A 25,813-nucleotide genomic window follows, 5' to 3' on the forward strand; every position below is an offset into this window, starting at 1 on the left:
TCCGCCATGGACCTGCGACTGTTGCGCTATTTCATGGCGCTGGCCGAAGAGCTGCATTTCGGTCGGGCGGCCACGCGGTTGCACATTTGCCAGCCGCCGTTGAGTCAGCAGATTCGTTTGTTGGAGGATGAACTCGGCACACCGTTATTCGAGCGCAGTCACCACCGGGTCGAGTTGACGGCGGCCGGGCAAATGCTCAAGGAACAGGCGCCGCTGGTGTTCGAGCAGCTGAACCGCGCCCTCGACCTGACGCGTCAGACCGGTCGCGGGCAATTGGGTGAGCTGGAAATCGGCATGATCAGTTCGGTCATGGTCGGCGTATTGCCTCGTGCGTTGCACCTGTTTCGCGAGCGCTATCCGCAGGTCAACTGGCGCCTGCATGAGATGACGCCAGCGGCGCAGGTCAAGGCGCTGAAGGAAAAGCGCATTGATGCCTGCGTGTTTCGTGTGGGTTACGACGATCCGTTGCTGCGCAATGAGCTGCTGATCTATGAGCCGATTCGCGTGGTAATGCCCGCTGAACATCCCTTGGCGGCGCGAGAGGTTTTGGCGCCGCTGGACCTGGCAACCGAGCCCTTCGTGGCATTGGAGCTCAAACAGTCGAGGTTTGCGGATTTTCTGTATCAGTGCTGCATCAAGGCCGGGTTCACCCCGCAGATTCGCCAGCAGGTGATCGAAGTACAAACGCTGCTCAGCCTGGTGCGGGCCGGGTTCGGCGTGGCGCTGTTGCCTGCGTCTATTGAGCAGTTGGCGCCTGCAGGACTGGTGTTTCGTCGGTTGACGCCGGCATTGCCGGAAGTGCCGCTGTACGCCACGTACCGCGCCGACGACGAATCGCCGGTGCTGAAGCTGTTTTTGGATACCTTGCGGGAGTTGGTCCTGGAGGACACGAAAAACCAGTAACAACCGGCGTCGTCAGCTGTAGCAGCTGTCGAGCTTGCGAGGCTGCGGTGTGGCGAGGGGATTTATCCCCGTTCGACTGCGCAGCAGTCGCAAAGATTTTGGGGCCGCTGCGACAGTTCGCTAAATCCCCTCGCCACACCGCAGCCGAACGCAGCCTCGCAGGCTCGACAGCTGCTACATAGGGAAACTGCACCGGCCGTTGAAGGCCTTTGCACTATCGCAAGTCGCTGAGGTCGACATCTTCACTGAGCACCGCAAGTTGGTGCGGACCTATAAGTGGAGAGCCAATGAGCCAGGACGTCCTGACCACCGAAACCAATCGCCGCCAATTGCAGCAGATCATCGCCGGCCTGTCTGATGGTGTGATCCTGCTCGAACTTGACCAGACCATTCTGTGGGCGAACGAAGCTGCACTGACGATGCACGGTGTGGGTCGCATCAGCGATCTGGGCGCCGATTCCACGGAGTACGCCAAGCGTTTTGCCTTGCGCTATCGCAATAATCACCCGGTCGCCGTCGAAAACTACCCGATCAACCGCGTTGCCCGTGGCGAGACCTTCGGTGACGTGCTGGTTGAAGTGACCCCGGTTGACGATGACGAACGCGTCTGGGTACACAACGTGCGCAGCATGGTGCTGACCGACAGTGCCGGCGACCCTGAGTCGCTGGTACTGATCATGGACGATGTGACGGAATGGGCCAGCGCTGAACAGCGGTTCGAAAAGACATTCCATGCCAATCCGGCGCCGGCAGTGATCTGCCGTCTCAGCGATTTGCGCTACATCAAGGTCAACTCGGGCTTTTTGGAGATGACCGGTTACACCCGCGATCAAGTGATCGGTGCTTCGACCTATGAGCTGGATATCCTGGAGGGTGCCGAAAAAAAGGACCTGGCAATCGCACGATTGCGTGAACACGCGACCATTCCGCAAATGCAGGCTGAATTGAAACTTCCTGAGGGCGGTAGCAAACAGGTAATCGTTGCCGGGCAGCCGCTGGATTTCAACGAAGAGGACTGCATGTTGTTTTCCTTTGTCGATATGGAACCCCGGCGCAAGGTCGAGGTAGCGCTGCGTCAAAGTGAAGAGCGGTTCGCCAAGGCTTTTCGCCTGACTCCGGTACCGATCCTGGTATGCGGCGCCAGCGATCAGGTGGTGATGGATATCAATGAAGCCTTCCTCGACACCTTCGCTTATCCCAGTGAAGAAGTGCTGGGCAAGACCATTACGGAAATCGGCTTTATCCATGAAAAGGGTGCTCAGGCACGCCTGTTTGCCGCCTTGGAGAAATCGGCCAGCCTGGACCGCATCGATGTCAGCCTGCGAAAGAAAAACGCCGAGCTGATCGACTGCGCCGTGTCGGCCGACACCGTGAACATTCAGGACAACCCTTGCTACCTGCTGGTGATGATGGACATCACCGAGCGTAAACGCACTGAGTTGGAGCTGGTGGCGGCGATCGAAGAAGTGATGAAAGACGCGTCATGGTTCAGTCGCACGCTGATCGAGAAGCTTGCCAATGTGAAAAGCGTCAATTCGCCGAAACTCCTCAGCGCGTCTTTTACTGATCTGACGGCGCGCGAGCGTGACGTGCTGGAGTTGATCTGCGAAGGCCTGGCTGACAAGGAAATTGCCGCTCGACTGAAATTGGCGCCCAACACGGTGCGTAATCACGTATCGACCATCTATTCGAAGCTCAATATACACAGCCGGAGTGAGGCGATTGTCTGGGCGAGGGAGCGTGGCTTGTTTTCGGGCGAATGGAGAACCAAAGGACAGCGATAGGGTGCAAATGCACTAAGCGAGGGGGTGCAAATGTACGTGTCGTGCGGGAGGCGCTGCTCGTAGCCTGTAAAGAATGCGACATGGGGGGCCAGACCCTGGTTGCGTTTTTGTGAACCCGCTGAAGGAATTGCAATATTGACAACGAACACAGCAGTCCGCCGGTCGATTTTGCGCCGCTGCCGAGGTGAATTCTTATGATTTCTCTAGTGCAATTGCGTACCGAACTGGAGCGGAGTTTTTCACCCTTGGCCTGTGATTGTAGTTTGACGGGTGACAACTCGTTAACGGTGAAGCTTTACCATCCCGCATCAGGCCAGGTGGACCTGGTGGTCAGTGGATTGAGCCTGCACAACCTCAGAACGCCCAATGCAGTGGCGGCGCTGGTAGAAGAGCTGCGCTACGAGCTTGAAAGTAACAATCTGCATCAACTCGGCCCTTTGTAGTCACAACGTGGCCATTTACTGGCATTGAGCGCTGGCTAGGCTATAAGGAAAGCGAGGGTATTGTTTTCTGTGACCGGTCCGCGATTTCGCGGTGTTGTCGTCGTGTCGCGGAAAGTGTCGATTACTTACCGCGGGTCAGCCTATGAACAGTCTTGGAAAACGTATTTTTTCGCCGCTGTCGCTTGTCCTTTGCGCACTGATTGTGGCGGGTTGTTCCAGTCCGCCACCGCCGCCACCTCCCGCTCCGCCACCGCCGCTCGAACGCACCTGCGAAACATCACAAAGCACTGAGGTGCAAGGTGATATGCGAGGTGATGGTCAGGTAACGCGTCAGACCGAATTGACGCGCTGCATTACCCAATAAGTGGTCGGATTCATCCACTGTTGAAAACGTATCCCCCGTAGGAGCTGCCGCAGGCTGCGATCTTTTGATCTTCATAAAAAACAAGATCAAAAGATCGCAGCCTGCGGCAGCTCCTACGGGGGTAAGTGTTAATGCAACAAGGGTGCGCGTCAGGACAGGAAGCCGCCGTCAACGTTCAGCGATACACCCGTGGTGTAGCTCGAAGCATCGCTCGCCAGGTACAGCACCGCCCCTGCCATTTCACTCGGATCGGCCACACGCTTCAGCGGGATCTGCTGCAGTGCGGTATTGAGAATGGCCTCGTTTTTCACCAATGCAGACGCAAACTTGGTGTCGGTCAGGCCCGGCAGCAGCGCATTGCAGCGGATGCCGAACTGCGCGCATTCCTTGGCGAAGACCTTGGTCATGTTGATCACGGCGGCCTTGGTCACCGAATAGATGCCCTGGAACACGCCCGGCGAAACGCCATTGATCGACGCGACGTTGATGATGCTGCCGCCGCCGTTCTCGCGCATCAGCTTGCCGGCTTCCACCGACATGAAGAAGTAGCCGCGAATGTTCACGTCGACGGTTTTCTGGAAGGCGCTGAGGTCAGTGTCCAATACGTTGCAGAATTGCGGATTGGTCGCGGCATTGTTGACCAGGATATCGAGACGACCGAACTGTTCCTTGATACCGGCGAAGACCTGGCTGATCTGGTCCATTTCACCAATGTGGCAAGCGACGGCGGTGGCTTTGCCGCCTGCCGCGATGATCGCGTCGGCGACGTGCTGGCAACCGTCGAGCTTACGGCTCGAGACGATCACGTGGGCACCTTGCTGGGCCAGCAGTTTGGCGATGGCTTCACCGATGCCGCGGCTGGCGCCGGAGACGAAAGCGATCTTGCCGTCGAGGTCGAACAACTGAGTCTTGGACATGGAGTTCCCTTGTAAAAAGTCTTGTTATTGGGCCTGAAGCGTTATCAAAGGCTGGATTTCTGGATGACCTGCAAGCTCATCTGCTCCAGCAGTTTGTTCATGTGAATGAACTGCGCGAAGCGTTTGTCCTGGGTCTGACCATGGAAGAAGCGGTAGTAGATCTGCTGCACGATCCCGGCCAGGCGAAACAGGCCGTAGGTGTAGTAGAAATCGAAATTGTCGATCTGAATGCCCGCACGCTCGGCGTAGTAGTCGACGAACTCGCGGCGCGTGAGCATGCCAGGCGCATGGCTCGGTTGGCGGCGCATGAGTTGGACCGGCGCGGGATCACCAGCCTCGATCCAGTAGGCGAGGGTATTGCCCAGGTCCATCAGCGGGTCGCCGAGAGTGGTCAGTTCCCAGTCGAGCACACCGATGATCTGCATCGGGTTGTTCGGGTCGAGGATTACGTTGTCAAAGCGGTAGTCGTTGTGAACGATGCTCGACGTTGGGTGATCGGCGGGCATCTTGTCATTAAGCCAGGCTTTCACCACTTCCCATTGAGGGGCGTCCGGGGTCAGTGCTTTTTCGTAGCGATCGCTCCAGCCTCGGATCTGCCGCGCCACGTAGCCTTCGGGTTTGCCAAGGTCGCCCAAGCCACAGGCCTTGTAGTCGACCTGGTGCAGCTCGACGAACTTGTCGATGAAGCTCTTGCACAGGGTTTCGGTATTCGCGGCATCGAGCCCCAGTTCCGGTGGCAGTTCAGAGCGCAGGATGATGCCTTTGACCCGTTCCATCACATAGAACTCGGAGCCGATCAACGATTCGTCGGTGCAGTGTACGTAGGCTTTGGGACAGTACGGGAAGCCGTCACGCAGTTGATTGAGGATGCGAAATTCGCGGCCCATATCATGCGCGGACTTGGCCTTGTGGCCAAAAGGTGGCCGACGCAGGACAAACTCTTGTTCGGGGTATTCCAGTAGATAGGTGAGGTTTGATGCGCCACCCGGGAACTGGCTGATGCGAGGCAAGCCACTCAAGCCAGGAATGTGGGCCTTGAGGTAGGGGTCGATAAGGCTGGCATCGAGTTCTTCGCCGGTGCGAGTACGGGTGGACTGGTCAGTAAGCGCCATGCTTATCCCTTCTGCTTATTCTGGTGGCCTGAAACTATTGGCTAATCTAATGCGCACACCCGGCACCCACAACCACCAACCGCCCTTATAGGTGAGCGTGTTGCCGGGCGATCATTGTTTTTGATACAGCTGTTTGAATTGCGCTTACAGCACTGCGCTACTCAGGGCAGTCGGCAGGCTGACCGGCGTCAGCACCGGCTCGCCCGAGAAGAACGCCACCAGATTGCGACCCACCAATTCCACGGTGCCTTGAGTGGCTTCGGGCGACAGCCCGGCGACATGCGGAGTAAGGATCACATTGGCCAGGGCTTTCAGGGCATCCGGGACATGGGGTTCATTGTCGAAGACATCCAGGGCCGCTCCGGCGATCCTGCGTTGCTCAAGGGCGCTGATCAGGTCTGCGGTTGCGACCACACTGGCACGAGCGATGTTGACGATAAAGCCGTTCGGGCCCAAAGCATCGAGCACTTGCCTGTTAATCAGGTGCCGGGTGCCTATGCCGCCGGGTGTTGCCACCACCAGGAAGTCCGATGCACGCGCCAGCTCGGTTGGGGTGGAGCAAAAATCGTACGGCACGTCTTTGCGGTGTTGCCGGTTGTGATAGCTCACCGTCATGTCGAAGCCAAGGGCGGCGCGTTTGGCGATGGCCATGCCGACGGCACCGAGGCCGAGAATGCCCAGGTGTTTGCCTGCCAGGGAAGGGCGCATGATCTTCGGCCACTCGCCCCGGCGTACGGCAGAATCACAGCGGGGGATATCGCGCACCAGCGACAGCAGCATGGCCATGGCGTGGTCGGCAACCGAGGAGGCGTTGACCCCGGCGCCGTTGGTGACGGTGATGCCCCGGTCGGCAGCGGCTTGCAGGTCGACGTGTTCATAACCGGCACCGATCACGCAGATGATCTTGAGCGCCGGCAGTGCGGCAATTTCATCGGCGTATAAACCCAGCGGGCCACGGGTCAGGACTGCGTCGATTTGAGCACCATGGCGGGTGATGGCTGCCGCGCGTTCGGCAGGTGTCGGGGCCAGAATCAGGTGGAAGCCCTGGTGTTCGAGAATCGGCAGGTAGTCATTGATGGTTTCAACCAGTATCAGAACGGTTGCGGGCATTACTATGCTCCTGTGGTCGTAGGCGTGTCGGGCGTCATACGTCGTTTCAGAGTGCTGATTACAGAACCACTTGGCAATGGTGGTTATCGCCGCGTCGGTGTTTTTCAGTCTGGCCTGCTTCGCGCAAGAAGCAAATTTACGACTCAGGTACCTGCAAGGGTTTTGAGGTCATGGCGCAGCACACTGCAAATGCAGTGTGCTGCTTAAGTGTCACTGGGTTGTTAGCGACTGGTTAGCCTTGTTTTGTTCCGCCAGTGCGATGGCTTTGAAATCATAGGTCGGGCAGAACTCGGTTCTGTAGGTTCCCCACGCCGTATTTTCGAGTGCAAGGTTTACTTCAGCCAAACGAGAGGCTGGAAGTCGCAATGTGACGACTTGTCCGATGCCCATCATGATGTTCCAGCTGACAACCTCGACTCCCGCGGGAGGGAATGTCTTATAGAAGCCTTGGCGGGCAAGCTGAGCTTTCAGTTCGCCCAGGGGCCTTGACTGATCATGCTTTAAAAAAACTGTCAGCATGACGGCATTTTCCGGTGTGGCAACGGCAGTTTTAGCGGCGGAGTTTGTTGTTGTCTGCGCATTGACCGCGCCGCAGAAGGCTGCGGAAACAAATAGCGTAGATACCAGCAATGTCCTGATTGTTTTCTGCACGGTGAATCTCCATGTTTGAACTTGGTCGATGGTAATTCAGATAAAGTTACAATTCGGGTCAGGACCCGGCAGAGAGATAATGTAGAGATGATCGATTGATTTATGGAGTTGCAGGTGTGCCCGGCTTAAGCGCAGAGAGTGTCTCTACAGTTCCAGTGTAAGGGGCATGAACGACATGAATGCGCACAAGCGGGTTGTTTTCTACCATGTCTCGGGGCACTTCACGAGAGTAGGTAAACTCACTCTGATTCAATGTTTCCAGCCGCCTGACCATTGTCTTGGTCGGCCCGACATCGGGTACCAGAACGTGGGTTTTATGATCGCCGGTGATAAAGAAGTACCCGCCACCTCCATTGTCGTACTTTGATTTTCCTGTGTCGGTGTAAAAAAACTCATAGCGATTGCGTTCCGGGTCCCACGTCGATATTCCGACCACGCCTGGATAATTGGCTTTCACGTCCGTCTGTGGGGCACCCTCGATATACACCTTGGTGGTCAGCCATCGAGGAGAGGAGGCCAGGTCTCGGATATCGGCCGTGGCGGGCGCTTGTTGTGCAAAGCTACCGAGTGGACACAACAGTGCCGCCAGAAGCAGGCATCTGAACGTCATCGTTTTTTTATGCATGGAACTATCGCCTTCTCAGATTTATTGATTGCCGCTTTTTAGGCGTACACATTCAAAGCGCAAAAAATATAGTCCGAGAAGACGGGTCGCTCAATAGCGGGCGGATGCTTGTTACAATTAAGTGTTTATGTTTAAAGTAGTGCGCTGTATAGGTTTTTATATGTTTTGTCTGTAGGACTATTCCTGCTTATATAAAGTGATAGATCATATTGCTTGAAGAGTATTTCAAGCCTGGCTCAGAAAACACCGTGCTGCCTCGAGAATCTCATCGGATAACGGTTCGCCCCGAGTGGCTCGGGACAGAGTGAGTGCCCCCACCATTAACGAATACTGCACCAGCGCCTGCTGTCGATCCTGAGCGTCGTCGCCAGTGTTCTGCAACGATCCAAAAATTTGTAGCAATTGGTTGAGCCCTTCATTGAATGTCTGATGCAATCCGCTATCGACGGCTTCGTGGCACATGTCCCCGGCAAAGGCCACTACCGGGCAACTGTCACCCGGGTTGTCGCGACTGGCGGCTGACAAGTAAGGCTCGATAAGGGCGCGGCGGGCAGTGTCGTTATCCGCACTCTCAGCGATTCTGGCTTGCCAACGCTCACCCGACTGCTGGAACGCGCGATCACTGGCCTCCCGCGCCAAGGCTTCCTTGGACTCGAAATGGCCATAGAAGCCGCCGTGGGTCAGACCTGCAGCGGCCATGACATCGATGACGCTGATTCCGTGCAGCCCCCGCTCACGGAACAGGCGCGTGGCGGAATCAACGATGATTTCGCGGTTGAGATCAGCTTGTTTGCGGGAAACACGGGGCATGGGCGGCTCACAGCTATAAAGGTGGGAAATCAGAGGGCGTACTGGGCAATTCCGTTGCCGAACGACCAGTTTTCTTTCTTCACTTCCACCAGATTAATGAATACATCCTCCCGGCGCACCGCCAGCTCAGCATTAAGGTTGTCGACGATGGTCTTGTAGAGGAGTTTCTTCAGGTCATCGGAACGGCCTTCACTCAGGGTGATCTGGATCATTACCAAATTGTCGGTGCGGTGGATGCCCAGGTACTGGGGATCGAAGATGAAATGATCTTCGTCGTGTTCGTTCAGGACCTGAAAATTATCGTTCTCCGGCACAGATATGGCGCTACGCATCGCGGCATAAATCTGCTGACCAACACGTTTGGCGAAGGTGGGGTCCTGATTTTTTTTGATGTCGACGCGAACCAGTGGCATGGGATGACTCCAGTCAATTGTCAGTCAAGCCAAAATACATGATGGTGGACCTTTATCAAGCGGGGAATGACGGTTCTCCTTTAATGTAATGGGGCCCTGTAGGTGGGTGATTTCGCGTACATCATCTGATCCGTACAACCACTCCTCAGCTAAGTCTTTGCTTCTGTTCATTAATCCCGGACAATCGCGCCCCTGTTTCGGCCAGGGCGCTGCCTGTCGGATTTTTCCGACTCGTCCTGACCGGGTAGCAACTGACCGGAATGCGGAGATCCCACCGGATGAATGATCAGGCCAATAGCGTCGACGAACGCTATGTAACGGCGAAACCGACCAGCCTCGAAGGCTGGAATCGCCATGACACCACCTGGATGCTGGGCCTGTTCGGCACTGCAATCGGTGCAGGCACGTTGTTTTTGCCCATCAACGCAGGGCTGGGCGGTTTTTGGCCGTTGCTGGTGCTTGCGGTGCTGGCGTTCCCGATGACGTTTTATGCGCACCGTGGCCTGACCCGCTTCGTGTTGTCCGGGCGTGAAGGTGCCGACATCACCGAAGTGGTCGAAGAGCACTTCGGGATCAAGGCTGGCGCGCTGATTACATTGCTGTACTTCTTCGCGATCTTCCCGATCCTGTTGATCTACAGCGTGGCCCTGACCAATACCGTGGGCAGTTTCCTCGAGCATCAACTGCACATCATGCCGCCACCGCGCGCCGTGTTGTCGTTGGTGCTGATTCTTGGCCTGTTGGCCGTGGTGCGCTGCGGTGAGCAGGTTATCGTCAAGGCGATGAGCCTGATGGTCTATCCGTTCATCGTTGCGTTGCTGTTCCTGGCAGTGTTCCTGATTCCGCACTGGAATGGCGGCATCCTGGCCACCGCGTCGACGCTTCCCGAGCCGTCGGCGCTGTTGCACACGCTGTGGCTGGCCATTCCAGTGATGGTGTTCTCGTTCAATCATTCGCCGATCATCTCGGCGTTCGCGGTGGATCAGAAACGTCGCTACGGTGCGCATGCCGAAGAGCGCAGCTCGCAGATCCTGTCGCGCGCCCACGCGCTGATGGTGGTCATGGTGCTGTTCTTCGTCTTCAGCTGTGTGTTGACCTTGTCACCGGCGCAGTTGGCAGAAGCGAAGGCGCAGAACCTGTCGATCCTTTCGTATCTGGCTAACCATTTCAGCAATCCGACCATCGCCTTTGCGGCGCCGTTGATTGCCTTTGTGGCGATTTCGAAGTCGTTCCTGGGGCATTACATCGGTGCCAGTGAAGGTCTCAAGGGCCTGATCGCGAAAAGCGGCAAGCGTCCGGCGCCCAAGACCCTGGATCGCATGACGGCGGCGTTCATGTTGATCGTGTGCTGGATCGTTGCGACGCTCAATCCAAGTATTTTGGGGATGATCGAAACCCTTGGCGGACCGATCATTGCGGCGATTCTGTTCCTGATGCCGATGTACGCGATCCGCAAGGTTCCGGCGATGGCGCGGTACCGTGGGCAGGCTTCCAATGTGTTCGTGACGGCGGTAGGTCTGGTGGCGATTTCGGCGTTGATTTATTCGTTGAGTGCGTGATCGCCCGGCCTGCTCGCGCAGTGCCTGAATGACAGTTACAGTGGCCGCTGCAGGCGTTACCTGCAGCGGTTTTTTTTCGCCTGGAGACAGCGGATTGCCCAGTGCCAAAGCCTCAAATTCTACCGAACAGCCCAACCGTTGGCGGGACCTGTTGGCCGGGTTGTCGATTGCCGGCCTGCTGCTGCCGGAAGCGGTCGCGTATTCGAGTATCGCCGCGCTGGCCCCCCAGGCTGGAGTGATCGCGCTGTTTGCCGGTTTGCTCTGTTATGGCGTGTTCGGTACCAGCCGATTTGCCATTGTCTCGGCGACTTCCTCCTCTGCGGCGGTGTTGGCTGCTGCCACCGCGACGCTGGCCGACGGTGATCCGCAACTGCGCTCAACCCTGGCCGTAGGCCTGGTGCTGATGACGGGCGCGTTTTTCCTGCTCGCGGGGCTGTTCAAGTTGGGGAGCGTGACATCCTTCATCGCCAAACCGGTACTGCGCGGCTTTGCCTTTGGCCTGGCCCTGACCATCATCTTGAAGCAGGTTGCCAGCGTGGTTGGCGTGCACCTGACCGAAACCAATCTGGTGCGGTTTCTGCCGCAATTGCTGGAACAACTGCCGCAATGGAACTGGGTGGCGGCAGCGGTGGGCGCCGTGGCATTGGCCTTGTTGTGTCTGTTCGCGCGCTTTCGGCGCCTGCCGGGCGGGTTGCTGGTGGTGGTGATCGGTATCATGGCGGGGCAGTGGCTGAACCTGTCGGCCTATGGGGTGAAGCTGATCGGTGTCATCGACCTGAGCCTGGATGTGCCCACTTGGCCGGCGTTGCCATTCACCGACTGGCTGCGGCTGGGCGAGTTGGCGTTTGCCATGGTGATGATCCTGTACGCCGAGTCCTTTGGTTCGATCAGTTCGTATGCACTCAAACACGGGGATCGCGTCACGTCGAACCGCGATCTGCTGGCCCTGGGTGCCTCCAATCTGCTGTCGGGCCTGTTTCACGGCATGCCGGCGGGAGCGGGGTATTCGGCGACGTCGGCCAATGAAGCCGCGGGCGCCACTTCACGCCTGGCCGGTGGTGTGGCGGCGATGGTGGTATTGCTGATTCTCTTGACCGTGCTGCCCTACATTGCCCTGACCCCGGAGCCCATTCTCGCTGCCATCGTCATTCATGCCTTGGGCCGTGGTTTGAGCCTGCAACCGTTGGGGCGGTATTTCATTTGGCGCCGTGATCGAGTGCTGGTGATCTGTGCCGTCGACGCGGTACTGGTCCTGGGTGTACTGGATGGCTTGCTGGTGTCGGTGGCAATCAGTGTGTTGCTGATGCTCAAGCAGCTGTCGGCTGCGGATATCCAGGTGCTCGGCCGCATCGATGACGGACACGATTTTGTCGATGTGCAGCGCCATCCTGCGGCTGTAACGGAACCCGGTGTGCTGATTGTCAGGCCGAGTGAGGCGTTGTTTTTTGCCAACGTCGAACGGATTCTGGGCGGCGCTTTGCACTTGATCCGGCATTCGCAGACGCCGATTCACACGGTGATTTTAAGTCTGGAGGAGTCGCCGGACCTCGATGGCACCAGCATTGAAGCGTTGCAGGAGTTTTTTCGACGCGTGCATGGCGAAGGTAAACGGCTGGTGTTGGCCCGTCTCAAGTATCGCGCGCAAATCGCGCTGACTGAATTGCCGGAGGTAGAGGCTAACAGCGTGGTGCTGAGTGGATTGAGCGTGGATGGGGCGGTTCAACAGGCCTTGAGGCTGAACACTTGACCCAACGTGAGAGTGAGCCTGTTTGCGACAGTGTGACAGCTGGCCATGTACCCACTGACATACCGCTATCGCGGGCTAGCCCGGCTCCCACAGTGACTGCGTTCGAGCACTGCATCTAGACACACCACAAACCCTGTGGGAGCCGGGCTTGCCCGCGATGAGGCCAGCACTATAAGCACCTTTCTTACAGACAAAAAAACGCCGCCCATCTCACGATGGGCGGCGTTTTTTATTGCTGTGTAACGTTAGGCTTGAACGACCGGGATGTTGGCGTTCGCTGCAGCTTCACGGAACTCGGCGATCTGGTCGAAGGACAGGTAGCGGTATACATCAGCCGCCATGCTGTCGATCTGGCCAGCGTATTCCATGTATTCCTCGACGGTCGGCAGGCGACCCAGGATGGAAGCAACAGACGCCAGCTCAGCCGAAGCCAGGTAGACGTTTGCGCCGTCACCCAGACGGTTCGGGAAGTTACGGGTCGACGTGGAGACTACAGTCGAGTTCGGCTCTACACGTGCCTGGTTACCCATGCACAGCGAGCAGCCCGGCATTTCCATGCGTGCGCCAGCTTTGCCGTAGATGCCGTAGTAGCCTTCTTCGGTCAGCTGGTGAGCGTCCATCTTGGTCGGAGGCGAGAGCCACAGACGAGTTGGCAGTTGACCCTTGACCTGCTCCAGCAACTTGCCGGCAGCGCGGAAGTGACCGATGTTGGTCATGCACGAACCGATGAATACTTCGTCGATCTTCTCGCCAGCAACGCTGGAGAGCAGACGGGCGTCGTCCGGATCGTTTGGCGCGCAGAGCACAGGCTCCTTGATGTCGGCCAGGTCGATTTCGATGATTTCAGCGTATTCGGCGTCAGCATCGGCAACCATCAGCTCAGGGTTGGCAACCCAGGCTTCCATCGCTTGAGCGCGACGTTCCAGAGTACGTGCATCGCCGTAGCCTTCGCCGATCATCCAGCGCAGCAGGGTGATATTGGAGTTCAGGTACTCGGTGATCGACTCTTTCGACAGCTTGATGGTGCAACCGGCAGCCGAACGTTCAGCCGAGGCGTCGGACAGCTCGAAAGCCTGTTCGATGCTCAGGTTGTCCAGGCCTTCGATTTCCAGAATGCGGCCGGAGAAGGCGTTCTTCTTGCCTTTCTTCTCGACGGTCAGCAGGCCAGCCTGGATCGCGAAGTAAGGAATGGCATGAACCAGGTCACGCAGGGTGACGCCCGGTTGCATTTTGCCTTTGAAGCGCACCAGGATCGATTCCGGCATGTCCAGCGGCATAACGCCAGTGGCTGCGGCGAACGCGACCAGACCGGAACCGGCCGGGAACGAAATGCCCATCGGGAAACGGGTGTGGGAGTCACCACCGGTACCGACGGTGTCCGGCAGCAGCATGCGGTTCAGCCAGCTGTGGATGATGCCGTCGCCCGGACGCAGGGAAACGCCGCCGCGGGTCATGATGAAGTCAGGCAGGGTGTGGTGGGTAGTCACGTCGATCGGCTTTGGATAGGCCGCGGTGTGGCAGAAGGACTGCATCACCAGATCGGTCGAGAAGCCCAGGCATGCCAGGTCTTTCAGTTCGTCACGGGTCATTGGACCGGTGGTGTCCTGGGAGCCGACGGTGGTCATCTTCGGTTCGCAGTAGGTGCCAGGACGAACGCCTTTGCCTTCTGGCAGACCGCACGCCTTGCCGACCATTTTCTGTGCCAGGGTGAAGCCTTTGCCAGTGTCGACAGGTGCTTCAGGCAGCTTGAACAGGTCGGTAGGGCCCAGGCCCAGTTCGGCACGAGCCTTGTCGGTCAGACCGCGACCGATGATCAGCGGGATACGGCCGCCAGCACGGACTTCGTCCAAAAGAACCGGAGTCTTCATCTGGAAGGTGGTCAGGACTTCGTCGGTGCCGTGTTTGCAGACTTTGCCAGCATGTGGGTACAGGTCGATCACGTCGCCCATGTTCATGTTGGTAACGTCGAATTCGATTGGCAGTGCGCCAGCATCTTCCATGGTGTTGTAGAAGATCGGAGCGATTTTGCTGCCGAAGCAGAAACCGCCAGCACGCTTGTTCGGCACGAAAGGAACGTCGTCGCCGAAGAACCACAGCACCGAGTTGGTGGCCGATTTACGCGAAGAACCGGTACCGACCACGTCACCGACGTAGGCGATCGGGAAGCCGGAGTTGCGCATTTCTTCGATTTGCTTCATCGGGCCGGTGACGCCTTGGACGTCAGGCACGATGCCTTCACGGGCCATTTTCAGCATGGCCAGGGCGTGCAGCGGGATGTCCGGGCGGGACCAGGCGTCCGGGGCAGGGGACAGGTCGTCGGTGTTGGTTTCGCCGGTGACCTTGAACACGCGCAGGCTGATCTTGTCGGCCAGTACAGGGCGGTTCTTGAACCACTCGCCGTCAGCCCAGGATTGCAGCACGGCCTTGGCGTGAACGTTGCCGTTCTTGGCTTTTTCCGCGACGTCGTGGAATGCGTCGAACATCAGCAGGGTGTGCTTGAGTTCTTTGGCGGCTACGGGTGCCAGTTCGGCATCTTCCAGCAGATCAACCAGGGTCACGATGTTGTAGCCGCCTTGCATGGTGCCGAGCAGTTCAACAGCGCGTTTCTTGTCAATCAGAGGGGAGGAGACTTCGCCTTTGGCGAGGGCGGACAGGAAGCCAGCCTTTACATAGGCTGCTTCGTCCACACCTGGCGGAACGCGATTGGTGATCAGGTCAACGAGGAAAGCTTCTTCGCCAGCCGGGGGATTTTTCAGCAGCTCGACCAGGCCGGCTGTTTGTTCGGCGTTAAGCGGCTGGGGAACGATACCCAGTGCTGCACGCTCTTCGATATGTTTGCGGTAGGCTTCAAGCACAGTTATTACCCTCATCAGTGGTCCCAAATGGGTGTCCGGGACGCTCATCCCGAAATTGCCGTACTCATGCGCTGCGTGGCGTTGTGGGCCACTTAGCCAGAATTACCGACAATTCCTTACAGAAGCTGCTTTCAAAGTTTTACGCCTGCAGAACGGGGAGCTGATGAGGGTTGGCGTTGGGCTTTTCCCCGCTGGAAAAACCCTTCGCCAACACCGCTCTGAAGGAACGACTGTGCTCGTGACGCTTTGAAAACAGCTTCTAACGGACATTGGCGCCTTAAAAGGCTGGCTGATTCTACGGCAAAAAAAATTTAAAGGTAAGTCAGTGCCTATTGGACTTTGGTGGAGAGTTGCGTTGCCGGGGGAACTGCTGTGAAGCAAGGCGCGGGCGGCGGTCACGACGCGTGGCGATATCCAGTCGACCCAAAGGCCCTCAACGTTGAGGGGTGATCAATGTGGGACAAAGGGCTAACATGCCGACCTGTCCTGCTTTCCCGTGCTCTCCTTACCTATGCCCAATCAGACCATCAAGACCCCCTGCGTCGGCCTCTGCTCCACTGTTTACGGTGATCTGGTGTGCCGTGGCTGCAAGCGTTTCCACCACGAAGTGATCAACTGGAATGGTTACAACGAGGAGGAAAAGCGCGCCGTGTGGTTGCGTCTGGAACAGCTGTTGTCCCAGGTGATGGCCAGTAAGCTGGAAGTTTTCGATCCCCAGCGCCTGCGTGTGCAGCTGGAACAACGCAAGATCCGCTTTGTGCCGCACCAGTCGGAATACTGCTGGGCCTATCAGCTCATCGCGCGGGGCGCGCGGGTGATCAACAACCTGGAAGCCTACGGGATGGTGTTGATGCCGGAATTTCGGGACTGGAACCTGCCGGAATTGAGAGACGCGATTGATCGCGAGTTCTTCTTGCTCTCCGAAGCGCATTACCAGCGCTACATTGCGCCGGGGTTTCTCAAGGATGCCTTCGGCGGTTAAAAGCATCGCGGGCAAGCCTTGCTCCCACAATGATCTTCAGTGAGCGCTCTATGGGGTGCGTCCCCACAAATGATCTTCAGTGAACATCCTGTGGGAGCAAGGCTTGCCCGCGATAGCGTTCTGTCCGCCGCTTTAAACCTCAATGATGAGCCACGATCTCTTCCAGATGATCCATGATCCCCTCCGGCTTCAGCACCAGCACATCACTCTCCACCGCATCCAGCACCACCTCCGCCGTATTCCCGATCAGCACCCCGGACAACCCGGACCGCGCCACCGTACCGATCACAGTCACCGCCGCGTGGAGCTTGTGCGCCATGAACGGAATCAGCACATCCGCCGGGCCTTCCTCGATATGCAAGTGACTGTCGTCGATATCGAACTCGGCCTGGAACGCCTTGCACTGTTCGCGGTAACGCGCCTCGATGGTTTCACTGAGCTGGAATGTCGGGTCGGCCGAGGACAGCATCGGCGACGGATGGGCACTGATCACGTGTAGATGCGCGTGGGCCAGGCTGGCGATGTCGTAGCCGTAATCAATGATGGTGGAGTGCAGTTGGCGGTGTTCGCCATCGGTATTGCCAACATCGACGGCGGCCAGAATAACCCCGTCTTTCCACGGCTTCGCGGTTTTCACCAGCAGCACCGGGCTCGGGCAGTGACGCAGCAGTTTCCAGTCCGCCGGTGTCAGCAGGGCCTTTTTCAATGGGCTGTCGGGGAAATGTTGCTTGATTACCAGCCCGCAACCTTCCGCCTGCTGCACATCGACGATGGTTTCGTGCAGGCTTTCATTCCAGGCCTGCTCGGTGGTCACGCTATAGCCGTCCTCCAGCAGCGCGGCCTTGAGCACGCCCAGCATGCCGCTGTGGTCGTGCTTGCGATCGCACACCAGAAGGTGCAAATGGGCCTGGGTCACGCCGGCAATCAATTTGGCGCGTTTGAGCGCCAGGCTTTCCGAGTGTTCGGGCTCGATGACCACCAGAATGCTACGAATGGCTTGCATGTTCGGGATCTCCAGGAAGTAAAAAATACTGCGTGGGACAACTATAGTTGCTGGTCGCGAGTTCGGGACTTGATGCATATCAACGGTTAGCGACTGGTGGTCTGCGGGCAGGCCGGTATAATCGGCGCCCTTCGTTTTGAACCTTCTATCCGTGAGCCCCATGATCCTTCCCGAAATTCACGAGTTCCTCGGCTGCCGCACTCCCGACGGCTGGGTCCAGGCCGCGCTGGCCGATCAGGACACGCTGCTGATCGACCACAAGAACTGCGAATTCAAAGCCGCGAGTACGGCGTTGAGTCTGATCGCCAAGTACCACTCCCATGTCGATCTGATCAACCTCATGTCACGCCTGGCCCGGGAAGAGCTGGTGCATCACGAACAGGTCATGCGCCTGATGAAAAAACGCAAGATCGAACTCCGTCAATTGTCCGCCGGGCGCTACGCGTCAGGCCTGCGCAAAGTAGTACGTAGTCACGAGCCGGTGAAGCTGGTCGATACGCTGGTGGTCGGCGCGTTCATCGAGGCGCGCAGCTGCGAGCGTTTCGAGGCGCTGGTACCGCATCTGGATGAAGAACTGGGCAAATTCTACTTTGGTCTGCTGAAAAGCGAGGCCCGGCATTTCCAGGGTTACCTGAAGCTGGCCTACCAGTACGGGGACGCCAAGGACATCGCGCAGGTGATCGACAGGGTTCGTGCCGCCGAGCAAGAGCTGATTGAATCCCCCGACGTCGAGTTTCGGTTTCACAGTGGCGTGCCAGTAGCCGCTTGAGTTGCAGGAACAACATTCGCGAGCGCGTCTAGCCGCTCAGGCCCAGGCGGGTGTGCCAGTCGGCGATGGATTCTTCAGGGTAGACATCGAACTGCTGATCCCCCGGTGTTGATTCAACCTCGACCCACGGCGCCTTCGAACCAAGCATCAGGTGCGTGTGTTCCGGTGGCACCGGCAGCGGGGTGTCGATAGCGGACGCAAACGGGTGAATCAAGGTCGGCCATTCAGGGCTGAACAGCCATAAGCCGGAACCGCAGAGGGAACAGAAATGCCGCTCGGCGGTGCTTCTATGGGCACGTTTGTCGCCGTCCTCCTTGAGTCGTGCATGGTAAATCGTGATGTGTTTGCGCCCACGCACGTTGAGGCTGTCGGCATCGCCGCTGATATTGATCGCATAACCACCGCCACCTTGGGTCTTGCGGCAAATCGAGCAATAGCAGCGCTGATAAGGGTAAGGGTGGACGCTGGTCAAACTGAACGACACGGCGCCGCAGTGGCAGGAACCTTCGAGCTGCATGGAAACCTCCGGTAGTTCTTCAACTCACCGGGACAGCTTAGACCCTCAGCGCTCCTCGACCGGCACCAGAATCGCGTCGCCCGTCGCCACCAGTTTCAATTGATCACCGGTTTGTGCGAACAGCTCGGCGCGAGCGAACACCTGCTTCTTTCCAGCCTTCACCACCTGGCCCCGGGCGATGAACACTTCGCCGATGGCAGGCGCCAGGCAATTGACCGAAAAATGCGAAGCCAGCACGCTGCCCGCCACCGTTCCTGCTGCAAAACCACAGGCCGTGTCGAGCAAGCCGCCGATCAGGCCCGCGTGGAGGAACCCTGAATATTGCGCCATGTCCGCTTCGCGAAAGGCCATGGTCAGTTCCACTTCACCGCTCTGCGCACGGGTGACTTCCAGCCCGGCCCAACGATTGAACGCTGAGGTTGAGTTGATCTGTTTGAGCGTGTTCAGCATGACGAATCCCTCCGAATGAGGAGCCAAGATGCGCCTGGGTTCTTAGGGTGTCATTGTCTATAAAGGAGGGTGATGTGCCGTTGGATTTGTGGTGAATGTGTTCATCTGTTCATCTGTTCGTTGCGACTCAGGCCAGCTATTCATGATTTTTTCACATCCCACCGGTTACCCTGCGCGCCTCTTTGGGGAGTAGCCTGTTTGCGATTCGTCGCAAGCGCCCGTATCAACATTCTCGGCAACATGCCGTGGTGCGGGCACCTTCTGGTTGGTGAGACCATCGACATACCTGCGCTGAAGTCGGGCGCGCGGATATGTCGTGGACTCAAGCCCGACCGGTACTACAGCGTGAACCCAGCCTCTCTTGTTTTCCTCGCCTTCGCCATGTCCACCGATGCCTTCGCGGCCGCTATCGGTAAAGGCTCGGCCCTGCACAAACCCAAATTTCTCGAAGCCTTGCGTGTCGGCCTGATCTTCGGCGTGATCGAAGCCATCACGCCGATTATCGGCTGGTTTATTGGCCAGGCTGCCTCGCAATTCGTGGCCAGTTGGGACCACTGGATCGCTTTCGCCCTGTTGCTGCTGCTCGGATTGCACATGATCCATAACGGGGTGAAAGACGAAGAGCCCGAAGAAGAGGTCGAGAAGCCCAAGCAACATGGTTTCTGGCTGCTCGCCGTCACGGGATTTGCCACCAGCATTGATGCATTGGCCGTGGGTGTAGGTCTGGCGTTTGTGGACGTCAACATCTGGCTGGCGGCCGGACTGATCGGCCTGGCGACCCTGACCATGGTGACGATCGGTGTGATGCTGGGCCGCGTCATCGGTAGCGTGATGGGCAAACGTGCTGAAATTCTGGGTGGCGTGGTGTTGATCATCGTCGGCGCGACGATCTTGTACGAGCATTTGTCGGTTTAAGCCTGCGAACCCCAGGCCCCGTAGGAGCTGCCGAGCGAAGCGAGGCTGCGATCTTTTGATCTTAAAAAACAAAAGCAAAAGATCGCAGCCTCGTTTCACTCGGCAGCTCCTACAGGGCTCCTATGCAGATTTCGCAGTTGGTCTATCTGGCAGGCACCCGCCACAAATACCAGGCCGCGACTGTGCGATAGGGGCGCCACGCCAGGCCGATTTCGATCATCTGCTTGCGCGTCGGCTGCACCTCCAACCCTTTCAAACGTCGGTAGCCTTCACGAACACCGAAATCATCCGCCGGCAAGATATCCGGGCGTTCCAGGCTGTAAATCAGCAGCATCTCAACGGTCCAGCGACCGACCCCGCGCAATGTGATCAAGCGCTCGATCAGCGCCTCGTCGTCCATCGCCAACGCCGTTGTGTAGTCCGGTACCACACCGCTTAACGCTGCCTGGGCTATGCCTTGAATGGTCGTGATCTTGCTGGCCGAGAATCCGCAACTGCGCAGCTGATCGAACCCGGTCGCCACCATCTGTTCAGGCCTCGGAAAAGAGCTCGAGGGAAACAACGCGAGTAATCGTCCGAGAATGGCGTCGCCGGCTTTGGCGTGCAGTTGCTGATAGGCAATGGCCCGCACCAGCGATTCATATGGATCGCGTGCCGGGTGTGGTTGATGCAGGCAAGGGCCGATGGCGGCAATGTGTCGCCGCCAGTCGTCATCGATGGACGACAGAAAAACGCTCGCGGGCAGGTAGGGATCGGGCATGTCAGAACGCAAGTTGTCGAGTGATCTGTAGCGCAGCATTTTCCAGCCTGAGCAAAAATGCCTTGCGCGGTTGTCCTCCACCATAGCCCGTCAACGAGCCATCCGCCCCGATGACCCGGTGGCAGGGCAAGACAATCGAAAGGCGGTTTTGCCCGTTCGCCATGCCCACCGCACGACTGGCGCCGGGCTTGCCCAGCGTCGCAGCGATGGTGCCGTAGGTGCTCGTCTTGCCATAAGGGATTTTCGCCAGTTCGGCCCAGACCTGCCTGAAAAACTCGCTGCCGGGCAGGTGCAGCGGGACTTTGAACTCGGTCAGCTTTCCAGCGAAATAGGCTGCCAGTTCTGCTTCGATTTGCTGCAAGTGAGCATTGTGTCCGGGTGCGACGGCATAGCCGTGGCGGTTCTGCAGAGCCTGGATTTCCCGCGTCAGCGCCGGTCGATCAAGAAACTCCAGCAGCACCAACCCTCGCTGTTCAGCCATGGCGATCATCGGCCCCAGCGGGGTGGTCAGGTGGGTGAACAGCAGCGGTTCGCTATGGGCCGCGCGGCCGGGGGTGATGTGGAAGGACTTCTGGAAGGCATCGCGGAAACCGCTCAGGGACTCATAACCCGAGTCGAACGCGGCGTTATCTATGGAATCGCCCTGTTTGATCCCGCCCAACGCCATGCCCAGACGCCGGGTACGTAGCCAGGCGTGGAAGGTCATGCCGAAATGCTGTTTGAACCAGCGCCGCAGCTTCAGCGGCTCCACGCCTTCGGCCAGTAGTTGGGCATCGGTCCAACGCTGGTCGGGATCACTGTCGACGCAGGTGAGCAGTTTTTGCACCCAGTCCGGCGCAATGGCGGCAGCATCCAGAGGCTTGCAGCGCAGGCAAGCGCGATAACCCGCCGACAGGCATTCATCGGCATGAGCGAAGAACTCGACGTTCTCCGGTTTTGGCTTGCGCGCCGTACAACTGGGCCGACAAAAGATGCCGGTGGTTTTGACGGCCGTAAAAAACACTCCCTCGTAGGAGGTGTCTCGTTCGAGCATGGCGCGAACCATCTCGGCGTGGGGCGGAAGCAAAGTGTTTTGTAGGTTCATGACGTGAGCATAGGGGGCGTCGGTCAGTGTCTCCACCGGAAAATCGACAGAGAATTCCTCATCAGGCCCGGCGTGCCATCAGCAACACCGATGCGGCCGCCGAGAGCAAACCTGCACAGCAGCGGTTGAAGATCCGTTTGCCACTGGGTTTGGCAAACCAGCGGCGCATGTGCAGACCCATATAGGCATAAGCAGCGATGGCAATCCATTCGAGGACCAGGAACAGCGCGCCCAGCACGGCGAATTGTGGCGTGATCGCCTGGGTCGGATTGACGAACTGCGGCAGGAATGCGGTGAAGATCAGGATCGCTTTCGGGTTGCCGGCCGCGACCAGAAACTCCTGCCGTGCCAGCGCTAAAAGCCCGACGGGCGCGCCCTGTACGACGTTTTCAGTGCCAGAGTCGGCTCGCCACAGTTGCCAGGCGAGGTAGAACAGATAGGCCGCACCCAGAATCTTGATCCCATAGAACAACAGTTCGGATGTTTGCAGCACAACCGCCAATCCCGCAGACGCCAGGGCGATCATTCCGGCAAACGCCAGCAGCCGACCCAGGCCCGCCATGCACGCGGTGCGGTAGCCGTAACGGGTGGAATTGCTGACCGACAACAGATTGTTCGGACCCGGCGCCATGTTCAGCGCGAAGCAGGCGGGAAGAAAGAGGGAGAGGGTGGCGAGGTCCATGATCGGCTCCAGAAGCAAGAAGAGTATTTTTACCATGGTCGTTTGGCGGCCGACCCGTACAGTGATTGACGGTCGTCGCGGTACAGGTGAGGGGTGTTTTGTTCAATACAGGCATTCAGTCGCACCTTACCGTCATGGCGGGTACCACTGAATTGAAGAGGGTGTGATGAGTCTGATTGTTTCCATGGCGGCGTTTGCATTGGTGGCTTCGATAACGCCGGGGCCGGTGAATATCGTGGCGTTGAGTTCCGGTGCGCGGTTTGGTTTTCGCGCCAGTCAGCGGCATGTTGCCGGCGCGACACTGGGGTTCGTGTTGTTGCTGGTGTTGATGGGTTTGGGGCTGCACGAAGTGCTGCAGATCTGGCCGGGGCTAACCCGGTTTGTGCAATTGGCGGGTGTAGCGTTTTTGTTGTTCATGGCCTGGAAACTGGCCGCCGATGACGGGCGTCTCGATGCGAAGGATTCGGGCCAGGCGCCGTCAATGCTCTACGGTGCCGTCATGCAGTGGCTCAACCCCAAGGCGTGGCTGGCTTGTGTGGCGGGCATGGGGGCTTTTGTTGCCGATGGCGAGGCGCGATTGATCTGGCAGTTTGCGGCGGTGTATCTGGTGATCTGCTATGTGTCCGTCGGTTGCTGGGTCTATGCGGGGACGTTTTTGCGCGGCTACCTGAACAACCCGGCGGGTATGCGGATGTTCAACCGGGGAATGGCGGCGTTGTTGGCGGTGAGTGCGGGGTATTTGTTGTTGCCTTGATCTTGCCTGCAGAGCGCTCAATTTACCCTGCAGACCTACGTCACCCGCGATACTGCCCCGGCGTGGCGGCCAGGTGCTGTTTGAACGCGCGTTGAAAGTGGGCCTGGTCGGCGAAGCCCGCCTCTAGGGCGACGTCGGCAATCAGTTTGCCGCTGCGCAGTCTCTCCTGGGCGAACTGGATGCGTCGGTTGACCAGGAAGGCGTGGGGCGTCATGCCGAAGTGTTGCTTGAATGCACGGATCAGGTAGGACGGCGACAGCTGCGCGGCTGCGCAAATGTCTTCGAGCTTGAGCAATTGCGTACAGTTATCCCGAATGAATTCGGCGGCCCGCTCCAGCTTGAAGTTAGGTTCGCGTAGCGGTTGCTCGGCCGGGTTGAACCGTTGCTGCACCTCGGTAAAAAACTCCACCACTGTGCTGTGTTTTTGCAGGTGGTCTTGCGACGTGTCCACCAACACCTCATGCAGCGCCACCAGTCCGTCGAATAGCTGGGTGTCGCGGTCATGGGTGATGGAAAAACGGCGGAACGCCAAGTCGGAGCTGAAGCCCAGTTGGTGCTGCAGATCAGTGAGCCACGCGGTGTCGATGTACAGCATCAGATACGACCACGGTTCGTCGTCGATCGGATTGCACGCATGGACATCGCCGGGATTCATCAGCACGACGGTGCCGGCGCTGACCTGAAACCGGGCTTGTTCGTGAATGTAGGTGCTGCGCCCGGCGGTGATGGCGCCGATCGAAAAGTGTTCGTGAGAATGACGCGTGTAGCAGACCTCGCGCCCGTCAGCGATGGAGCGGGCTTCAATGAAGGGCAGGGCGTCATCGCGCCAGAAGCGCGGGGCCTTGTCTGCGTCTTTGGCAACGGCGTGCTTCATGCTCGGGGTCCTCGGCAGGTCAGCGCCTGAGTGTATTTGTTCTCGCCGTCAAAGGCTCGTCCCGGCGCGTTGATGTCGAGTTTTTTGCATCCGTTTTGTGATGCGTGATCCCTCGTCAGATTCATCATTATGGAGTCGTAATGACTCGAAATGATGTCATAAAGACTCTTGTTGAATATGGTCTAAATGACATCGAGCCTCTGATCTCATTGATTTAAAAGGGCTTAACACCTGGCACGGCTCTTGATACATCCCCGGTACAACTGAACGACTTCAGGAGTACCGAAAAATGTTCGACTTCTTCACCAATCCCCACAATGTTCTTCAGCTGGCGAATCGCGTACTGGGCGCAGGTCTTGCACTGTTGCTCGCTGGCATTTACGGCGCCTATCTGTACGACGGTCATTTGCCCATCGTCGCGCTGGTGTCGTTGCACGCGATGACGATCATCGGCCCGACCTTGCTCAAAATCGGCTACGTCATGCGTCTGCTGTCCCAGCATCGGCTGGGACAATGCCCGGTCGGAGCTGGAGTGTGACGCGCAAGTTCGCCAGGGCGCAGGTGTTCACGCTGGGGTTTCGGCCGTTCTTTCTGGCCGGCGCGGGGTTTGCGGCGATTGCCGTTGCGGTCTGGGGCCTGTGGCTATACGGCTGGTTTCCAGCGGCGCAACCCGTGGGCGGCATGCTGGTCTGGCATCGGCATGAGATGCCGTTCGGGTTCGCTTCGGCGATCATTGGCGGATTTCTGTTAACGGCAGTGCCGAACTGGACCGGGCGTCCAGGTCTGCACGGCCGGCCGCTTATCGGTCTTTTGCTGGTGTGGCTGACGGCGCGACTCGCTTGGTGGCTGCCGATGCCGTCGGTGGTCTTGATTGCGTTGCAAATCCCGTTTCTGCCGTTACTGGCGTGGGTGTTGGGGCGCGAGTTGATCGCTGCCGGCAAACGCGACAACTATCCGATTCTGCTGGTGATCGCCTTGCTCGCGGGTTGCCAGGCCATGACGCTGGTGGGGATCTCCACCGAGGATGTCGACCTGCAACGGCGGGGCGTACTGGCGGCGTTGTGGTTAATCGGCGCGCTGATGAGCGTGATCGGCGGTAGGGTGATTCCGTTCTTCATTCAAAGAGGTTTGAATCGCCCCACCGCCTCAGTGGCGCAACCCTGGCTGTTCAAAGGATTACTACTCGGTGGGATGCTGGCGGCGCTGTCGTTTGCCGCAGGGTTGGACAACGTCCCCAACCGCTGGCTCGCCGTTTTGTTTGGGCTGATGGGCGGTTTGCATCTGCTGCGGCTCTGGCGCTGGTACGACCGGGGTATCTGGCGTGTGCCGTTGCTCTGGTCGCTGTACCTTGCCTATGCCTGGCTGGTGGTTGCAGCGCTGGCGATGGCGCTGTGGCATGCGGGGCTGATGCCACAACAAAGCCTCGCCACGCATTCGCTGGCGGTGGGAGGAATCGGCGGTTTGATCCTGGCGATGATTGCACGGGTCAGTCTCGGTCATACAGGGCGACCGTTGCAGCCATCGAAGGCAATCATCCTTGGATTCGCCTTGCTGTCCATTGGTGCGGTCTGTCGCGTCTTGCTGGTGCCGTTTTCCACTGTCGGCCTGGGCATCTCGGCGTTGCTCTGGTGTGTTGCGTTCGGGCTGTTCCTGATGCGCTATACCGGCATCTTGCTGGGGCCAAGGGTTTAGCGACATGGGTGCAAGCGCAAAACGCCACTCTGCGCTTG

Annotated in this window: 26 protein-coding genes and 1 riboswitch; of the genes, 11 read left to right on the plus strand and 15 right to left on the minus strand. The window is 58.3% G+C overall.

What is annotated here, in order from left to right; all coding sequences use genetic code 11:
• The first annotated feature begins 6 nt into the window (after positions 1–6).
• The 3 genes from AC3ZVB_RS17205 (at position 7) to AC3ZVB_RS17215 (ending at position 3,130) form a co-directional block, all read left to right on the plus strand.
• A complete protein-coding gene (locus AC3ZVB_RS17205) occupies positions 7–903 on the plus strand; it encodes a LysR substrate-binding domain-containing protein (RefSeq protein WP_194693287.1) in 897 nt (298 codons plus the stop codon).
• Positions 904–1,190: 287 nt separating this feature from the next.
• Complete coding sequence (locus tag AC3ZVB_RS17210) at positions 1,191–2,687, plus strand: helix-turn-helix transcriptional regulator (protein ID WP_194693286.1); 1,497 nt, start codon at positions 1,191–1,193, stop codon at positions 2,685–2,687.
• A gap of 194 nt (positions 2,688–2,881) precedes the next feature.
• On the plus strand, positions 2,882–3,130 hold the full coding sequence (locus AC3ZVB_RS17215) for a DUF1652 domain-containing protein (protein WP_162436816.1): 249 nt from the start codon (positions 2,882–2,884) through the stop codon (positions 3,128–3,130).
• 513 nt (positions 3,131–3,643) lie between these two features.
• Here the strand turns inward: AC3ZVB_RS17215 and AC3ZVB_RS17220 are convergent.
• From AC3ZVB_RS17220 to AC3ZVB_RS17250, 7 genes are all read right to left on the minus strand, one after another.
• On the minus strand, positions 3,644–4,411 hold the full coding sequence (locus AC3ZVB_RS17220) for an SDR family oxidoreductase (protein ID WP_162436814.1): 768 nt from the start codon (positions 4,409–4,411) through the stop codon (positions 3,644–3,646).
• A 44-nt stretch (positions 4,412–4,455) separates the two neighbouring features.
• Complete coding sequence (locus tag AC3ZVB_RS17225; protein WP_490147241.1) at positions 4,456–5,523, minus strand: phosphotransferase family protein; 1,068 nt, start codon at positions 5,521–5,523, stop codon at positions 4,456–4,458.
• Between the two features lie 144 nt (positions 5,524–5,667).
• A complete protein-coding gene (locus AC3ZVB_RS17230) occupies positions 5,668–6,633 on the minus strand; it encodes a 2-hydroxyacid dehydrogenase (protein ID WP_162436812.1) in 966 nt (321 codons plus the stop codon).
• A gap of 210 nt (positions 6,634–6,843) precedes the next feature.
• Positions 6,844–7,284, minus strand: a complete 441-nt coding sequence (locus tag AC3ZVB_RS17235) for a hypothetical protein (protein ID WP_490147242.1) — start codon at positions 7,282–7,284, stop codon at positions 6,844–6,846.
• Positions 7,285–7,384: 100 nt separating this feature from the next.
• Positions 7,385–7,909: a DUF4822 domain-containing protein gene (locus AC3ZVB_RS17240; protein ID WP_490147243.1), complete on the minus strand. Its 525-nt coding sequence runs from the start codon at positions 7,907–7,909 to the stop codon at positions 7,385–7,387.
• A gap of 225 nt (positions 7,910–8,134) precedes the next feature.
• A complete protein-coding gene (locus tag AC3ZVB_RS17245) occupies positions 8,135–8,719 on the minus strand; it encodes a TetR/AcrR family transcriptional regulator (RefSeq protein ID WP_490147244.1) in 585 nt (194 codons plus the stop codon).
• A gap of 29 nt (positions 8,720–8,748) precedes the next feature.
• The gene (locus tag AC3ZVB_RS17250) at positions 8,749–9,132 is read right to left on the minus strand and encodes a tautomerase family protein (RefSeq protein WP_194693280.1); all 384 of its coding nucleotides are present in this window, start codon (positions 9,130–9,132) and stop codon (positions 8,749–8,751) included.
• Positions 9,133–9,410: 278 nt separating this feature from the next.
• Between AC3ZVB_RS17250 and AC3ZVB_RS17255 the strand changes: the two genes are divergently transcribed.
• Together AC3ZVB_RS17255 and AC3ZVB_RS17260 are read left to right on the plus strand one after the other, a co-directional pair.
• Entirely contained in the window at positions 9,411–10,691 is a 1,281-nt protein-coding gene (locus AC3ZVB_RS17255) for a serine/threonine transporter (RefSeq protein WP_162436807.1), read from the plus strand.
• A 94-nt stretch (positions 10,692–10,785) separates the two neighbouring features.
• Positions 10,786–12,438 (plus strand): SulP family inorganic anion transporter, encoded by a 1,653-nt coding sequence (locus AC3ZVB_RS17260; protein WP_490147245.1) that lies wholly within the window; start codon positions 10,786–10,788, stop codon positions 12,436–12,438.
• Between the two features lie 245 nt (positions 12,439–12,683).
• On the opposite strand, the gene acnB is transcribed toward AC3ZVB_RS17260, so the two are convergent.
• Entirely contained in the window at positions 12,684–15,293 is a 2,610-nt protein-coding gene (acnB, locus tag AC3ZVB_RS17265) for a bifunctional aconitate hydratase 2/2-methylisocitrate dehydratase (RefSeq protein WP_162436832.1), read from the minus strand.
• Positions 15,294–15,804: 511 nt separating this feature from the next.
• On the opposite strand from acnB, the gene AC3ZVB_RS17270 reads away from it, so the two are divergent.
• On the plus strand, positions 15,805–16,275 hold the full coding sequence (locus AC3ZVB_RS17270; RefSeq protein ID WP_162436805.1) for a DUF1289 domain-containing protein: 471 nt from the start codon (positions 15,805–15,807) through the stop codon (positions 16,273–16,275).
• A 139-nt stretch (positions 16,276–16,414) separates the two neighbouring features.
• Here AC3ZVB_RS17270 and AC3ZVB_RS17275 read toward each other — a convergent pair whose 3' ends face one another.
• Positions 16,415–17,278 carry a universal stress protein gene (locus AC3ZVB_RS17275; protein ID WP_194693278.1) on the minus strand — a complete coding sequence of 288 codons (864 nt, stop codon included), beginning with the start codon at positions 17,276–17,278 and terminating at the stop codon, positions 16,415–16,417.
• Between the two features lie 160 nt (positions 17,279–17,438).
• Here AC3ZVB_RS17275 and AC3ZVB_RS17280 point away from each other — a divergent pair, with 160 nt between their 5' ends.
• Positions 17,439–18,047, plus strand: coding sequence for a MiaE family protein (locus tag AC3ZVB_RS17280; protein WP_162436803.1), 609 nt, complete (start codon positions 17,439–17,441; stop codon positions 18,045–18,047).
• Positions 18,048–18,075: 28 nt separating this feature from the next.
• Here the strand turns inward: AC3ZVB_RS17280 and AC3ZVB_RS17285 are convergent, their stop codons facing one another.
• Together AC3ZVB_RS17285 and AC3ZVB_RS17290 are read right to left on the minus strand one after the other, a co-directional pair.
• The gene (locus AC3ZVB_RS17285; RefSeq protein WP_162436802.1) at positions 18,076–18,564 is read right to left on the minus strand and encodes a GFA family protein; all 489 of its coding nucleotides are present in this window, start codon (positions 18,562–18,564) and stop codon (positions 18,076–18,078) included.
• Between the two features lie 45 nt (positions 18,565–18,609).
• Complete coding sequence (locus tag AC3ZVB_RS17290; RefSeq protein ID WP_490147246.1) at positions 18,610–19,014, minus strand: PaaI family thioesterase; 405 nt, start codon at positions 19,012–19,014, stop codon at positions 18,610–18,612.
• 169 nt (positions 19,015–19,183) lie between these two features.
• Positions 19,184–19,361: riboswitch (yybP-ykoY riboswitch) on the plus strand.
• Here AC3ZVB_RS17290 and mntP point away from each other — a divergent pair.
• Positions 19,360–19,929: a manganese efflux pump MntP gene (mntP, locus tag AC3ZVB_RS17295; RefSeq protein ID WP_490147247.1), complete on the plus strand. Its 570-nt coding sequence runs from the start codon at positions 19,360–19,362 to the stop codon at positions 19,927–19,929. Its footprint overlaps the riboswitch before it by 2 nt.
• A 142-nt stretch (positions 19,930–20,071) precedes the next feature.
• Here mntP and AC3ZVB_RS17300 read toward each other — a convergent pair whose 3' ends face one another.
• The 3 genes from AC3ZVB_RS17300 to AC3ZVB_RS17310 all read right to left on the minus strand — a co-directional run bounded on the left by AC3ZVB_RS17300 (position 20,072) and on the right by AC3ZVB_RS17310 (position 22,455).
• A complete protein-coding gene (locus tag AC3ZVB_RS17300; protein WP_490147248.1) occupies positions 20,072–20,689 on the minus strand; it encodes a DNA-3-methyladenine glycosylase family protein in 618 nt (205 codons plus the stop codon).
• A 1-nt stretch (position 20,690) separates the two neighbouring features.
• Positions 20,691–21,773, minus strand: coding sequence for a bifunctional transcriptional activator/DNA repair enzyme AdaA (locus AC3ZVB_RS17305; protein ID WP_490147249.1), 1,083 nt, complete (start codon positions 21,771–21,773; stop codon positions 20,691–20,693).
• A gap of 61 nt (positions 21,774–21,834) precedes the next feature.
• A complete protein-coding gene (locus tag AC3ZVB_RS17310; RefSeq protein ID WP_490147250.1) occupies positions 21,835–22,455 on the minus strand; it encodes a LysE family translocator in 621 nt (206 codons plus the stop codon).
• A 166-nt stretch (positions 22,456–22,621) separates the two neighbouring features.
• On the opposite strand from AC3ZVB_RS17310, the gene AC3ZVB_RS17315 reads away from it, so the two are divergent.
• Positions 22,622–23,209, plus strand: a complete 588-nt coding sequence (locus AC3ZVB_RS17315; RefSeq protein ID WP_490147251.1) for a LysE family translocator — start codon at positions 22,622–22,624, stop codon at positions 23,207–23,209.
• Between the two features lie 40 nt (positions 23,210–23,249).
• Here AC3ZVB_RS17315 and AC3ZVB_RS17320 read toward each other — a convergent pair whose 3' ends face one another.
• The gene (locus AC3ZVB_RS17320) at positions 23,250–24,083 is read right to left on the minus strand and encodes an AraC family transcriptional regulator (protein WP_162436796.1); all 834 of its coding nucleotides are present in this window, start codon (positions 24,081–24,083) and stop codon (positions 23,250–23,252) included.
• 289 nt (positions 24,084–24,372) lie between these two features.
• On the opposite strand from AC3ZVB_RS17320, the gene AC3ZVB_RS17325 reads away from it, so the two are divergent.
• Both AC3ZVB_RS17325 and AC3ZVB_RS17330 read left to right on the plus strand, forming a co-directional pair.
• Entirely contained in the window at positions 24,373–24,621 is a 249-nt protein-coding gene (locus tag AC3ZVB_RS17325) for a transmembrane sensor/regulator PpyR (protein ID WP_490147252.1), read from the plus strand.
• Positions 24,597–25,775, plus strand: coding sequence for an NnrS family protein (locus tag AC3ZVB_RS17330; RefSeq protein ID WP_490147253.1), 1,179 nt, complete (start codon positions 24,597–24,599; stop codon positions 25,773–25,775). The genes AC3ZVB_RS17325 and AC3ZVB_RS17330 overlap by 25 nt, the downstream gene beginning before the upstream one ends.
• The last annotated feature ends 38 nt before the right edge of the window (positions 25,776–25,813 follow it).

Source organism: Pseudomonas sp. MDV22-iso1 (assembly GCF_058145095.1).

Coding starts and splice junctions, on each gene's coding strand:
- AC3ZVB_RS17205 (WP_194693287.1), top strand. CDS start 7: ATGGACCTGCGACTGTTGCGCTATTTCATGGCGCTGGCCGAAGAGCTG.
- AC3ZVB_RS17210 (WP_194693286.1), top strand. CDS start 1,191: ATGAGCCAGGACGTCCTGACCACCGAAACCAATCGCCGCCAATTGCAG.
- AC3ZVB_RS17215 (WP_162436816.1), top strand. CDS start 2,882: ATGATTTCTCTAGTGCAATTGCGTACCGAACTGGAGCGGAGTTTTTCA.
- AC3ZVB_RS17220 (WP_162436814.1), bottom strand. CDS start 4,411: ATGTCCAAGACTCAGTTGTTCGACCTCGACGGCAAGATCGCTTTCGTC.
- AC3ZVB_RS17225 (WP_490147241.1), bottom strand. CDS start 5,523: ATGGCGCTTACTGACCAGTCCACCCGTACTCGCACCGGCGAAGAACTC.
- AC3ZVB_RS17230 (WP_162436812.1), bottom strand. CDS start 6,633: ATGCCCGCAACCGTTCTGATACTGGTTGAAACCATCAATGACTACCTG.
- AC3ZVB_RS17240 (WP_490147243.1), bottom strand. CDS start 7,909: ATGCATAAAAAAACGATGACGTTCAGATGCCTGCTTCTGGCGGCACTG.
- AC3ZVB_RS17245 (WP_490147244.1), bottom strand. CDS start 8,719: ATGCCCCGTGTTTCCCGCAAACAAGCTGATCTCAACCGCGAAATCATC.
- AC3ZVB_RS17250 (WP_194693280.1), bottom strand. CDS start 9,132: ATGCCACTGGTTCGCGTCGACATCAAAAAAAATCAGGACCCCACCTTC.
- AC3ZVB_RS17255 (WP_162436807.1), top strand. CDS start 9,411: ATGAATGATCAGGCCAATAGCGTCGACGAACGCTATGTAACGGCGAAA.
- AC3ZVB_RS17270 (WP_162436805.1), top strand. CDS start 15,805: ATGCCCAATCAGACCATCAAGACCCCCTGCGTCGGCCTCTGCTCCACT.
- AC3ZVB_RS17275 (WP_194693278.1), bottom strand. CDS start 17,278: ATGCAAGCCATTCGTAGCATTCTGGTGGTCATCGAGCCCGAACACTCG.
- AC3ZVB_RS17280 (WP_162436803.1), top strand. CDS start 17,439: ATGATCCTTCCCGAAATTCACGAGTTCCTCGGCTGCCGCACTCCCGAC.
- AC3ZVB_RS17285 (WP_162436802.1), bottom strand. CDS start 18,564: ATGCAGCTCGAAGGTTCCTGCCACTGCGGCGCCGTGTCGTTCAGTTTG.
- AC3ZVB_RS17290 (WP_490147246.1), bottom strand. CDS start 19,014: ATGCTGAACACGCTCAAACAGATCAACTCAACCTCAGCGTTCAATCGT.
- AC3ZVB_RS17300 (WP_490147248.1), bottom strand. CDS start 20,689: ATGCCCGATCCCTACCTGCCCGCGAGCGTTTTTCTGTCGTCCATCGAT.
- AC3ZVB_RS17305 (WP_490147249.1), bottom strand. CDS start 21,773: ATGAACCTACAAAACACTTTGCTTCCGCCCCACGCCGAGATGGTTCGC.
- AC3ZVB_RS17310 (WP_490147250.1), bottom strand. CDS start 22,455: ATGGACCTCGCCACCCTCTCCCTCTTTCTTCCCGCCTGCTTCGCGCTG.
- AC3ZVB_RS17315 (WP_490147251.1), top strand. CDS start 22,622: ATGAGTCTGATTGTTTCCATGGCGGCGTTTGCATTGGTGGCTTCGATA.
- AC3ZVB_RS17320 (WP_162436796.1), bottom strand. CDS start 24,083: ATGAAGCACGCCGTTGCCAAAGACGCAGACAAGGCCCCGCGCTTCTGG.
- AC3ZVB_RS17325 (WP_490147252.1), top strand. CDS start 24,373: ATGTTCGACTTCTTCACCAATCCCCACAATGTTCTTCAGCTGGCGAAT.
- AC3ZVB_RS17330 (WP_490147253.1), top strand. CDS start 24,597: ATGCCCGGTCGGAGCTGGAGTGTGACGCGCAAGTTCGCCAGGGCGCAG.